Origin of the sequence: Bacteroides sp. AM32-11AC (assembly GCF_003603515.1) — a bacterium.
GTDB lineage: Bacteria > Bacteroidota > Bacteroidia > Bacteroidales > Bacteroidaceae > Bacteroides > Bacteroides uniformis.
Genome location: NZ_QTNH01000013.1, coordinates 98,421 through 111,283, shown reverse-complemented (window position 1 = coordinate 111,283; position 12,863 = coordinate 98,421). Strand labels below are relative to the sequence as shown.

The window sequence follows — 12,863 nt, the reverse complement described above, 5'->3', positions numbered from 1 at the left end:
TTTTTATTGATTTATAAATAAGCAATTTATCCAACAGGCACCAACATAACTTTCAGCAAAGACTTCCTATTTGCAGCAAGTTGCGTTTCAAATCCTACGCGTATGCTCCCCGGATTAGGTTCATCATAATCATGAAGAGGATTATTTGACCAGATTTTCATCTCAATATCTTCCAGAGCTTCAACAGTTAGCAACATCCTCTGTCCGTTTTTATTCAGTTCTATCTGATTTCTACCAACAATCTTAGCATCTGCCGGAGTTACCATTATCCATGTAACCATAGCCTGTTCCTCACCTGTAGTCAATTCATCCTCTACAATCAAGCAATCTCCTTTATCCAGATAAATAGTACGTGTCGTTTTCTTTATACGACCAGCGAAGACATCTGTCAAATCAACTCTTGCACCTTTCCGTTCATTGGTTTCAAACGTCTGTTCAAAAGTAGCATGGCCATTAACCAAATGCCGTTTACCATTTATCGTAAGAGTATTATGCGCCATATTGTTGAGACGAAATACATCCCAACGCTGTCCTTCCTGAGATTGATTCCATAAATCCACACCCTTGCTCTCCAGACTGAAATAATTCTGCATTCCAAGATCCATTGCCCAACGCACACCGTTCTTCTCATAAACAAACGATCCAGCATCCATATGCGCATGAGGGGTACGAGGGGAGCCTCCTTTTACAGCCAGATAACTATCTTTCTGACTATCCCATCCACCTCTATAGATGAAAACAGGTGTCGCCCCACGATTGCACCAAAAACGGCGTACCGGCTGCTGAATATTTTTCAGATCCTGGTTCAGAGCAAAAATCATCAAACATGGCAATAAACGCTCTTCAACAAATTCAACAGATGTATTTTTCAAATGCTGATTCTCCAGCCACAGCAAAGATAAATCATTTAATCTTTTGGCAAACCAAAACATCATCATATTGCACTTTACTCCATTAACTGCATCCGAAAAATTGAAATACTCTCCACTTGGCGCCATCATATATTCCATAAAATAAGCAGAATTCAAAAACCCCGGAGCATCGGCAAGTCCCTTATCATCACCAAAGGCACTTTCCAAGGCTGCTATCAGCATGACTTGAAAGCTGGTACCGTATCCCCAATAATGAAAGCCTTCCGGATAACCTCCGTCCGGTCCATATACACCCAGCACTTTCAGATTACTCTTCAGGCACTTCTCTATGACCGCCAAGGCCTTACCTGGAATTTCTTCGTATAGGGCTATCGCCCCATAAGTCAATCCAGCATTGCATACCGAATTCCAATTACTGGCTGAAGTGTAAAAACTCGCATCTGGAGCAGCTGCATCAAGCCCTTTCCTTACAATAGCATCGCAAATAATACTACGTGTTTCCGGGCTTAAATAATCATAAAGCCAATCATACCCAATAGATAATGCCATCACCATTTCACCAACATCCAGAAAATGAGAAGGATTCCAGTCACTAAAATGACTTACCGCCAACATCTCCCGTTCGGCACGTTGTGCATATCTTTCATCGTTTGTCATACGATATGCATATGAAAGATAAAAAATACGTTTAAACGCCATGCGAGATACTCCCAATAAGCGCTTCCCCTCCAAAATACATTCTACCGGTTCTTGAAAAAACATTGCAGTACATTCACGCAAAATACGTTCATGGACACTTGCCAACTGAGGATATTCGGCCATTGCTTCTTTAATAGCCTCACTTCCACCTAAAGGCCACAATAGGCGAGGATGAACCGCTATATTTTCATATTTAAAGGACTGTGCACATAAACATACAAAATAAAGTATACCAATAAAAAATATACAGACCTTTTTCATCACTTCACGTATTGTTGCAGATAAAACGTTCGGGGTCTATCCAAAGGAGCCTGCCGATTAAAATTCTGATTATCAGGAATACCATTTTTTCTACCTACTCCTTTTTGCATTAGTGAGCGTAACTCAGGCAAATGTTGCTGATAAATCAGACGCGGTAATACCTGGTGTTTCTTACATAACGAAGCTGCCATACCTACAACTTCTCCCATCATTCCCGTTGTACGCATCACACGTACAGTACCCAAGGCCACATGGGTTACGCTAATATTACGTCCAGCCATAAAAAGATTATCAATATTCCTGGAATATAAACAACGGTAAGGTACAGCATAAGGATATATATGTATATGTTCGGTCTCCGCCTTAAAGGGAGCTGCTGGGAAATGGCTTGCATTTGTTGAATCGGGAAAGTGCAAATCAAGACTCCAGGTAGTGGTAAAGGAAGCATCTTCATGAAATACATTCTTGTCAATATCATCCTGCTTCAAGATATAATCTCCCAGCAAGCGCCTTGACTCACGTTTACCTGCAATATAAGCAACCCATCCCAATTTACGTTTTAAATATTCATGATTATTCTTCAACTCATTCTTCAAGAAGCTCCAATTGGAATATACCACCAATAAACCATAATCACGAATCCGCTCAAAATCATCAATCTGATTAAAGTTCATTCCTGTTTCCCATTGCCATTCACCCATAGTCACTTTCTCGCAGTTATCCTCATTAAAAGTAATCCCATAATTGAACCTTGGGAAACCGCTTTTCTTGTCGGTTTCAACAGAATACCACTGTACAGATGCTCCCATCGTCATCTTGTCAGCCTTTTCCGGAGCTAAATCCTCTCCATATTCTGCTCTGGCCTCACGCCCCATACGATAATCTGCCCCTGCCAGATAACCTATCGTACCATCTCCTGTACAATCTGAAAATAGAGGAGCACTTAAAATCTGTTCCTCCCCAGTTTCTATATGCTTAATGATAACCGCATCAATTTTTTTACCTTTCATCTCAACCTTGATAGCCCGACAGTTAGCAAACAAGGTAATGTTTTCTTCATCAGCAATCATTTTTGATTTTTTCTCATCCTCATAATTTTCCGCTGATTGCGCATTCCCCTCAATAGAATGACCAAACTCGCGTATCATTCGTCCCAAACCTTTATTAGGTCCTACTTCAATGGTTCCTCCCAAGTGGACACGAATTTCAGAACTATTGTTTCCTCCCAATACCGGACGGTCATTCACCAATGCGACCTTACAGCCTAAACGTGCAGCTGCGGTTGCAGCACATATACCGGCGATACCACCGCCAACCACTACCAGATCATATTCAGATGACTCTATCGGCTCAAATGGTAAATCCAGCATATTCCTCCGAAAGGCCTCTAATTCTTCTTTTGGCTCAGGAGGTAGCTTTCCCATATCTGTGGTCATATAAATAGCATCACACCTACCGTTAAAACCAGTCAGGTCATGCAAGGAGAGGATACTTTTTCCCGCTTTTACAGATACCTTACCTGCACTTTGCCACTGCCATTGTTCACCTTCATCACCTAATACTGGCATAAGTCTCTTATTATCTATTTTCAGAATGAACCTGCCAGGTCCTTTCGCTTTGCTCCAGGGAGAAGTCCAGTTATAAGTACGGGCATACACATAGTAAGTTCCATCTTCCGGAAAGTTGATGGTTGTAGATGCATCCTCAACCGGTATACCCATTCCGTGAGCCATCAGATAAGGAGAGCCCATCAAGTCCATAAACTGTTGGTCAACAACCCAGCCGCCTTTATTTTCAAAACTTTCAGCTTCTATCCAAAGGTGAGAAGCCATTACTATTTGAGAAGCAACCAATGTAACAAATATGAATAAACTACGTTTTATATTCATCTTCAAAATGATATTATATTATGGCATCCTTAAACGCCAGAAGTATTATTTATAAGAAAAAAGCAGGAAGAAAAATATTATTTTCTTCCTACTTTCAAATAAAGGAATGAAAAATTTCAGTTTCACAAAACGTTTACTGTATCGCTACCTCATTAGGAACAGTAGGCCAATACGGATTCTGATAAAGAGGAGAATCTTCTATGTTCCCACTTTTTGTTGTATAATCAAAATGATATATACTCAAAGGAGACAAATAATGAGCCATTTTCCAATGGTATCCATCAAATACTGTGGATGTATTAGTCTTCTCATATGGACGAAGATAATTGCTCAATTCAGGTGACGACACATTTGAAGTTCTGTTATCTGCTCCCCAAATCAATAAGCTCTCCCCTGTCTTTGGATTCTTATAAGCCGGATCATTATGCATTTCACCCCCCCAGAAGTTTATACCTTCAATGTGATAAGGGGTAGTAATCATCTGATCCATTGCCCTCCAGCGATGTAAGTCCATATCTCTCAAACCTTCCGCCATCAATTCACAGCGACGTTCACGACGGATATTAAACAGAGTAGCATCAACTACTACATTTGCAGAATAAGCTCCCCAGTCGTTTGCCTTTTCTTTCTGCATATCAGTCATGGCGATAGTCTTTTCAAAATCAGCACTTACCCCAGCTCGATTACGCAGAATCTTCCAATATTCAGCAGCTGTGGCATCTACTGTTCCATTCGCTTCATAGCTTGCTTCCATATAGTTCAACAATGCTTCAGCCGCACGGAATATCGGACAACCAGTAAATCCCTTGCTTTGCATACAATGAATTTGATCGAAAGAACCTCCTTTACGAAGAGCATATCCTGTGGAATAACACCCATTATCCACACTTGCCAAAATGTCCGGCATCGGTTCAACAGGCACAGCTTGCGTACCGGCCGAGTTCTTTACCAGAATATTTTTCTGCCCTGGTTCTTTCAAGAAAAGACTTAGACGAGAGTCACGGTCTTTACGCACATCAGCAATAGTCAAATCTCCATGATAACCACTACCAACAGCGTATATAGGCATACCATTTTCCATCAAGAAGCCTTCCACTAAACCACGTGTGACCCCTACTCCATAATTGCTCTTATTTACCATCTCATTCACATTATGACATACTCCCAAAGCCTGGCTATACTCCCTCCATAGCAAAACTTCCTTGTATTTTGAAAGGTCGGTATCATAGAACATCGCCATAAACGGATTTTCCGGTTCACTTACATCCTGGGGGACCACTCCAGTATTAACAGTCAGGCTTCCTTTGTAAGTCTCCGCCACTTCCTTAGCAGCCTCCATAGCGATCTTCAAAAAATATAGGCTTTCTGATTCTACACTTCCAGTAGGATATTCATAATTTGCATTGTAGTCCTTTGCCTTTCCCGGCCATCCCGGACCATTAGGAACAAAAGGAGTATCCTTAAAATATTTCAACCAAGTACCTTCATATAAAGCTACACGGGATTTCAACAATATAGCAACATCACGACTTATACGAGTTTTTCTGCCAATCTTACTTGTACTTTTCATCAACTCGCCAGCCTTGTCCAAATCAGATATAATGAAACGGGCTACTTCATTGCGTGGAGCACGTTTGCTGGCCTCAATCAATGCACTTTCCTGGTCAGGAAGGACAGAGGTCACAATCGGGAAATCCCCCATCAGCTGCAAACGCTTAAAATATTCATGGGCACGAAGAAAATAAATCTCACCTATATATTGCTTAACATCCACCTCATTTCCTCCGATGGCTCCTGCTTCATACTTAGGTAGGACTTGTTCCAGAAAGTAGTTACATTTACGGATATTATCAAAATAATATCCATCCGACGTATTCTGCTGTGAAACCATCCAGCGATCCAATGTGTAACGGCTACTTGAACCTCTTGCGGCTTGATTATCGGTATCTTTATCTTTTCCATGTATCCCATAATCTGCCGCAGTCGTATGAGAAGGCAAAAAATCCACATACAAATTATTAGCATAAGCTTCCAAATGAGAAGCATCCGAGAAATAAACATCCGGAAATATATTAGATGTCGGCTTCTCATCCAAGAAATCATTACAAGAAGTTGCACACAAACCAAACGCCAACACAACTCCTGCATTTTTTATCATATTATACTTCATAGTCTTTCTAAATAATTATAATGTTACATTAACACCTACTGATAAAGATTTCGAAATCGGATAAGCCTGTCCATTAAGGCCTGCTCCTGTCGAAACACCGCCAAAAATAGTCTCAGGGTCTAACATATCCGGCAATTTGGTACCTGTCCAAAGATTTTCACCAGAGAAAAATACGCGAAGTTTCGCTATTCCAAATCTACTGGTCAAATTGGACGGTAAGGTATAGCCTATCTGCAAATTCTTCAAACGAATATAAGAGGCATCTTGCAAATAACGGGTCTGCTTTTGGACATTCTTAGAATTTCCTTGCAAAGGACGTGGATAATACGAGTCAATATTAGTATCAAGGCCATAATAAGGTTCTGCCCGGTAATAATCCAGATGTTGTTTAAATCCAACAGCATACCATACATTTTCGCAAGTAGCCCCCCAGAAGTAAGAGTTTCTTGTTGTTGGCCAATAATCACGTTTCATAACTCCCTGGAAGAAAGCACGGAAATCAAAACCTTTCCAATCTGCACTCAAATCAAGGCCAAACTGAAAACGGGGAGTGGAATTACCTATTTTCTTCAAATCTCCATGATCATCAAATTTATTGGCACCCGGATCAATTTTACCATCTCCATTCAAATCAGCATACATTATATCACCAGCACTCCAATTAGTCCCCAGTTTGCTTTGTCCCCCATTGGGCAAACTGGCGATATGAGCATCTATTTCCTCCTGAGATTTTGCAATACCAATAGTTTCATAACCCCATATCTCACCTGTCAAGTGACCGGAAGTATAGGTACCGATTGTCAGATTGGGATTAGGATAATTCAGAATTTTCGTTTGAGAATCAGACAACAGGAAAGTAGCACTATATCCCAAACCATTCTTCAACCGATCTTTCCAGGTCAAACTGAATTCAAATCCGTAAGTTTTCAAGTCTGTATTATTTGTTTTAGGTACATCTGTCCCCAAAATCTCCGGTAATGTCGGTGCCGGGCCTACCATATCCGTTGTTTTACGTACAAAATAATCAAAGCTACCCGTCAAACGATTATTAAATACTCCCCAATCCAAACCTACATTCCAACTCTTCACCCGTTCCCATGTTAATGTAGAACTGATTAGACCCGGCATTTTGGCAATATTAGGTTTTTTGCCATCCTGCAACCACGTACCGGCATTAGTGCTTATATTCAATACCTGATACGTAGGATAAGGTTTAGAAGTGTTCTGATTACCCAATTCCCCATAAGAACCACGCAGTTTTAATGTATTCACAGTTTGTGCCAATGATTCCCAAAAATTTTCACGGGCGACATTCCATCCCAAAGAAAATGAAGGGAACACATTCCAGCGGTTGTCACTACGAAAACGGGAAGAACCATCATAGCGTAAATTGATTTCAGCCAAATAACGTCCTTTATAATCATAGTTGATACGACCGAAGAAACCAGCAGTGGACCAGCGAGTGGTAGAACCACCAATTGTAGGAGTAACAGCATTTCCCTTATAATCCACTCCTGTCGTTATATCAATCTCATCATAACCATTTACTATAATCCCTTGTCTTCCTCCACTGAAAGCATGCCATTTGTTGTGCTCCATCTGGAAACCAGCCATTACCTTAAAGTTATGGTCATCTCCCACTTTAAAACCATATTCTGAATAAGCATTCAAATTAACATAATCTGTTCTTTCCGTATTCTCACGCACACCGGAGGTGTTTCCTTTAGAGTTTATCGTTGCTTCACCCAAAGCATTATGCACATAGGTATAATAAGTAGATTCATGCCAATCGTATCTTTTTGACCTATAGTTAAAGTCAATATGTGTCACCCAATTCTTAATAGGCTCCAGCACCAACCCCAACTGCTGATACATATAATCTGTCTGTGAAGTAGTACGCCCACCATCTTGTAATGCTAAGATTGGGTTGGAATTACCAAACAGATAACCGTTACTATCATATATCGGAAGAACCGGCCAGGTCTGGCGTGGCATATCTTCAAAGAAGGCAGACCCCATCTTAGTAGGTTTGCCATATTCAGTACGAGTAAATCGGGTACCTACATTCAAACGCGCCCACTTTGTCAAGCTGACATTCATCTTGGCATTGACAGACATACGTTGGAATTTTTCCTGATTCACTTTCAACAGACCATTCTGATCCAAGATATTACCGGATACATAGTAATTCATCTTATCCGTACCCCCACTGAAACTAAGATTGTGCTCTTGAGAGAATGCATGATCCTGCCATAAAGCATCATACCAATCAGTATTGGCATTACCTTTTGACCAGGAATCTTCCCAGTTTACTCCATCTGATTTAACCGGAACAGGATCTTTCAGTATACCATTCTGGAAATCCAAGATACGTTGCATGGTAGGGTCATCAAAACGAGCTCCTCCATTATTATTGAGAGCTGCTTCGTTATAATACGCAGCGAACGAATAAGAATCCAGTATTTCAGGAACTACAATCGGAGTGACCCAACGGAAGTTGTTATTATAATTCACCTTAGCCTTTCCCTTAGAACCACTTTTAGTAGTAACCAAGACAACACCAAACGGTGCACGGGAACCATAAATGGATGATGCTGCAGCATCTTTCAAAACAGAGATATTTTCTACATCCTGAGGGTTAATGGAATTCAAGTCTCCTTCCATTCCATCAATCAGTACCAAGGGACTGCCAGAAGAACCATCACCGATTGTACCGGTGCCACGTACATTCATGCTCCCACTCTGATTCAGTTCACCACTCGTAAATGAAATCTGCAATCCAGGAACGACCCCTTGCAACCCTTGAGAAAGGTTAGTAATGGGACGCGCTTCTAAAGACTTGGAATCTACGACTCCTACCGAGCCTGTCAGATTCACCTTTTTCTGTGTACCGAAACCCACAACAACCACCTCGTCCAATGTTTGCGAATCATCTTTCATCGTAACATTCAGAACATTCCCGGTTACTACAATTTCCTGTACCTTATAACCGATATAAGAAAATACCAGCGTTTTTCCTTTTTGGACATTCAAAGAGTAATTACCATCCAAATCCGTGATGGCCCCTGTACTTCCTCCCTTTACTGCCACAGACACACCGATCAATGCCTCTCCTGCGGAGTCTGCAACATGCCCTTTTACAGTAATGGTACCAGCTTGCTCTACGGTTGCAACTCCAGTAGTCGATGTTTCTGCCGCCAGCATGGGAGTTGCCCCCAATACAGCCAGCCAAACTAATGTTTGCGCTAATTTCTGTCTGCGTGCTTTTATCAGACAATGCCATAAATTTTCTTTCATAAGTATCTTATATGATTTAATGATGCCACAAATGTCTAATCTTTGCCGATAAAATAAAAGAATTTCCAGTTAAATCACCGGGAACGTTTTCAAAAGAAAAGTCTGTAAAATATATCAGCCAAAACCGTAAAGAGTTTATAAAGCGATGCGACTAGACTATAGATGAAAAAGAATTATTATCTTTGCCACGCTCAACTTAAAGTGCATAAGATTACTTTTGCGCTTAAATATAACACTTGAAAACATGGTATTATTTTCAGAAGATCATATACAGGAAACCAAACGCAGGGGAAGAATTGAGGTCATTTGCGGTTCCATGTTCTCCGGCAAAACCGAAGAGCTGATAAGGAGACTGAAACGGGCAAAATTTGCCAAACAACGCGTAGAGATATTCAAGCCTGCCATAGACACCCGTTATTCCGAAGCCGATGTCGTATCGCATGACAGTCATTCCATAGCCTCCACTCCCATCGACTCGTCTGCCAGCATTCTGCTCTTCACTTCAGAGATAGATGTAGTGGGCATTGACGAAGCCCAGTTCTTTGACAGTGGCCTGATTGATGTATGCAACCAGCTTGCCAACAATGGTATACGCGTCATTGTTGCCGGACTGGACATGGACTTCCGGGGTATTCCATTCGGTCCTATGCCGGGACTGTGTGCCATTGCAGACGAAGTTTCCAAAGTACATGCCATCTGTGTGAAATGCGGCCAACTCGCCTCGTTCTCCCACCGTACCGTCAAGAACGACAAACAAGTACTGCTGGGGGAAACCGAAGAGTATGAACCGCTATGCCGAGAGTGCTATCAGCAAGCCATCCAAGCCGACCAAAAGGAAAGCGGTCATTAACAAATACAAAAAACAGAGCATTATGGAACGCAAAAAGATTACATTCGACAGTTTTATCCGCGGTGTCATACTCGGTGTCATCATTATCGGCATCCTTATGCTCTTCAAGCGTTTGAGCGGCGTATTGCTGCCATTCTTCATCGCATGGCTCATAGCCTATCTGATTTACCCCCTGGTCACCTTCTTCCAGTACAGATTAAGGCTCAAGAACCGGGTCATATCCATTTTCTGCGCCTTGTTCAGTATTCTGATTGTAGGAGGAACCGCGTTCTATCTGCTCGTGCCTCCCATGATGGACGAATTCGTCAGGGTAAAAGATTTGGTAATAGACTACTTTTCCAACGGAACCCACGACGGCAATGTGCCCAAAACACTCTCTGAATTCCTCCGTGAGAACATAGACACCCAGTTCGTCACCCAATTGTTCAAGGAAGAGAATATGCTGAACGCCATCAAGGAAACCGTTCCCCGGCTCTGGTCCTTGTTGTCAGAATCCGTCAATCTGCTGTTCAGCTTCTTCACTTTCTTCCTCATTCTTCTCTATATAGTTTTCATATTGCTGGATTACGAAAGCATTGCCGAAGGATGGACCCACCTGGTACCGCAAAAATACCGGCCTTTCGTAGTCAGTGTGATGAACGATGTAAAAGACGGCATGAACAGATACTTCCGCGGACAAGCATTCGTGGCATTGTGTGTAGGTATTCTGTTCAGTATAGGTTTTCTGATTATTGATTTCCCACTGGCCATTGGGCTCGGCTTGTTCATCGGCGCTTTAAACCTAGTGCCTTATTTGCAGATTATCGGCTTTATACCTACCATCGTGCTGGCCATACTGAAAGCAGCGGATACGGGAGGGAACTTCTGGATTATCATTGCATCAGCCCTTGCTGTATTCATAATAGTACAAGTCATTCAAGACGGATTCATCGTACCGCGTGTCATGGGGAAGATTACGGGCCTGAACCCTGCCATCATCCTACTGTCTTTATCAATTTGGGGCTCATTGATGGGTATGCTGGGTATGATTATAGCACTTCCGCTTACCACCCTTATGCTCTCCTACTATCAACGTTTCATCATAAACAGAGAAAAAATTCATAAGTTTGAACAGACTGATAATCAACAAGAAGAGTAAAAGCAGAAGTCGTTCCCAAAACTTTTTTCCTTAATCCATTTGTTTTTTAAACAAAAGTACCTATCTTTGCACCCGCTTAACAGCAATAAGGTCTGAATCGCTAGCTCAGCAGGTAGAGCACAACACTTTTAATGTTGGGGTCTTGGGTTCGAGCCCCAAGCGGTTCACCAAAGAAAAGCAATTATCTAAAATAGATAATTGCTTTTCTTTTAAAGGCACCTACGACGTAATGAGTTAGTTGGAAACTTTATAAGCATACCGATGCTTCAGAACAAAAAGCAGAATCACAATGATTGTCAAAGCCTCCGAGAGTGGCATTGCCAACCAGATTCCCGACACATCCAAGAACTTCGGCAACAGAATAAAACTCGGAATAAGGAAAACAAAGCCACGCAACAAAGCAAAAATCGTAGCCGGCTTTATTCTTTCAACACTCTGAAAATAACCTACCACAGCAATATTCACAATGAAAAAGACAAAGCCGCTTGCAAAATAGGGGAAACCGTGTATCGCTATCTTCGCCGCTTCACTGTCAAGACTGATGAAAAGACCGACCAGCAGATAAGGATAAACAGTGAATGCCACCGTTGCAACCAAACCGCAGACCACAGCCGTCAGCAACGCAATACGTTCCGCCGCCATCACTCTTTCCTTGTAGCCCAATCCGAAATTATAGCTGATAATAGGTTGGGCAGATTGTGCAATAGCGTTACCTACCATGAAAACAAAAGGAATATAATAGCACGCTATACCGAATGCCCCTACACCATCGTCCCCCAGATAGGACATAAATACCTGGTTCCCGACGAACATAAGCACAGCAAGCGTTGCCTCTCCCAATAAGGCAGAAGAACCGATACGGCACTGGTAACCAATATTCCGCACGGAAAGCCGCAGGCTCTTGACACTCCATTTGAGTGGTTGTAAGCGCAAATGCCGAGCATAAAACAGTAAATAGACCATCGCCACCAGTCCGCCAACCATGATGCTGATGGAAGTGGCAAATGCCGCTCCCATAACTCCCCAGCCAAGAGGAAAGATAAACAGCCAGTCGAACAACACATTGATTACAGCCGTAATCAGGCTGCACAACATAGCCAGCTTTGGAGCACCGTCCAGACGAATGACGAACAGCGACACCGTTATCCATATCTGAAAGACCCATGACGGAACAAACCACAGCAGATAATCCGCCACCATAGGCAGTAGATGTTCGGAAGAGCCGAGCATCCGGGCTGTTTCTGCCGGAAAAGCCATCATCAAAGCAGAGGGTATCAAAGCAACAATCGTTACAAACAGTAATGCTTGTGTCACATTCAACCGAGCAGACTTGCTTTTGCCTCTCGACAATTGGATAGAAGCGACCACAGAACACCCGGCACCAACCATAAGCCCGATTCCCGTAAAAAGCATCAGTAAAGGGACACAGATATTTACGGCTGCAATCCCGTCGCTACCTACTCCATGCCCGACAAATATCCCGTCAATCGCTGTTACGGCCGACATACTGAGCATACCCAGCAACGTAGGAACAAAATATTTCCGAAACAATGTAAACACATTCAGTGTACTCAAATCAATTGCATCTCTTTTCATGTTCAACTATATTTATAGGTTATTGTCTTGCACAAAAGCAAAAAAATGCCGGATAAAATGATTGGTTTTACCCAGTCATCTTATCCGGCAT

7 protein-coding genes and 1 tRNA gene are annotated in these 12,863 nt (G+C 42.1%); 3 read left to right on the top strand and 5 right to left on the bottom strand.

Annotated elements, in window-relative coordinates:
• Nucleotides 1-26 precede the first annotated feature (26 nt).
• From DW800_RS14915 to DW800_RS14900, 4 genes are all read right to left on the bottom strand, one after another.
• Nucleotides 27-1,832 (bottom strand): heparinase II/III family protein, encoded by a 1,806-nt coding sequence (locus DW800_RS14915; RefSeq protein ID WP_119958170.1) that lies wholly within the window; start codon nucleotides 1,830-1,832, stop codon nucleotides 27-29.
• Nucleotides 1,832-3,721 (bottom strand): FAD-dependent oxidoreductase, encoded by a 1,890-nt coding sequence (locus tag DW800_RS14910; protein ID WP_119958169.1) that lies wholly within the window; start codon nucleotides 3,719-3,721, stop codon nucleotides 1,832-1,834. Before DW800_RS14910 ends, DW800_RS14915 begins: the two co-directional genes overlap by 1 nt.
• A 133-nt stretch (nucleotides 3,722-3,854) precedes the next feature.
• Nucleotides 3,855-5,891, bottom strand: a complete 2,037-nt coding sequence (locus tag DW800_RS14905) for a RagB/SusD family nutrient uptake outer membrane protein (RefSeq protein WP_117689282.1) — start codon at nucleotides 5,889-5,891, stop codon at nucleotides 3,855-3,857.
• A gap of 15 nt (nucleotides 5,892-5,906) precedes the next feature.
• A complete protein-coding gene (locus tag DW800_RS14900) occupies nucleotides 5,907-9,188 on the bottom strand; it encodes a SusC/RagA family TonB-linked outer membrane protein (protein WP_243634921.1) in 3,282 nt (1,093 codons plus the stop codon).
• 244 nt (nucleotides 9,189-9,432) lie between these two features.
• Between DW800_RS14900 and DW800_RS14895 the strand changes: the two genes are divergently transcribed.
• From DW800_RS14895 to DW800_RS14885, 3 genes are all read left to right on the top strand, one after another.
• Nucleotides 9,433-10,038 carry a thymidine kinase gene (locus DW800_RS14895; RefSeq protein ID WP_005828444.1) on the top strand — a complete coding sequence of 202 codons (606 nt, stop codon included), beginning with the start codon at nucleotides 9,433-9,435 and terminating at the stop codon, nucleotides 10,036-10,038.
• A 22-nt stretch (nucleotides 10,039-10,060) separates the two neighbouring features.
• The gene (locus DW800_RS14890) at nucleotides 10,061-11,176 is read left to right on the top strand and encodes an AI-2E family transporter (protein ID WP_057282121.1); all 1,116 of its coding nucleotides are present in this window, start codon (nucleotides 10,061-10,063) and stop codon (nucleotides 11,174-11,176) included.
• A gap of 94 nt (nucleotides 11,177-11,270) precedes the next feature.
• A tRNA-Lys gene (locus DW800_RS14885) sits at nucleotides 11,271-11,346 on the top strand.
• 64 nt (nucleotides 11,347-11,410) lie between these two features.
• On the opposite strand, the gene DW800_RS14880 is transcribed toward DW800_RS14885, so the two are convergent.
• A complete protein-coding gene (locus DW800_RS14880; RefSeq protein WP_119958167.1) occupies nucleotides 11,411-12,772 on the bottom strand; it encodes an MATE family efflux transporter in 1,362 nt (453 codons plus the stop codon).
• Nucleotides 12,773-12,863 lie beyond the last annotated feature (91 nt).

Excerpts from the sequence above, each read along its gene's own strand:
- DW800_RS14880 (WP_119958167.1), bottom strand. The coding sequence starts at position 12,772 with ATGAAAAGAGATGCAATTGATTTGAGTACACTGAATGTGTTTACATTG.
- DW800_RS14890 (WP_057282121.1), top strand. The coding sequence starts at position 10,061 with ATGGAACGCAAAAAGATTACATTCGACAGTTTTATCCGCGGTGTCATA.
- DW800_RS14895 (WP_005828444.1), top strand. The coding sequence starts at position 9,433 with ATGGTATTATTTTCAGAAGATCATATACAGGAAACCAAACGCAGGGGA.
- DW800_RS14915 (WP_119958170.1), bottom strand. The coding sequence starts at position 1,832 with ATGAAAAAGGTCTGTATATTTTTTATTGGTATACTTTATTTTGTATGT.
- DW800_RS14910 (WP_119958169.1), bottom strand. The coding sequence starts at position 3,721 with ATGAATATAAAACGTAGTTTATTCATATTTGTTACATTGGTTGCTTCT.
- DW800_RS14905 (WP_117689282.1), bottom strand. The coding sequence starts at position 5,891 with ATGAAGTATAATATGATAAAAAATGCAGGAGTTGTGTTGGCGTTTGGT.
- DW800_RS14900 (WP_243634921.1), bottom strand. The coding sequence starts at position 9,188 with ATGAAAGAAAATTTATGGCATTGTCTGATAAAAGCACGCAGACAGAAA.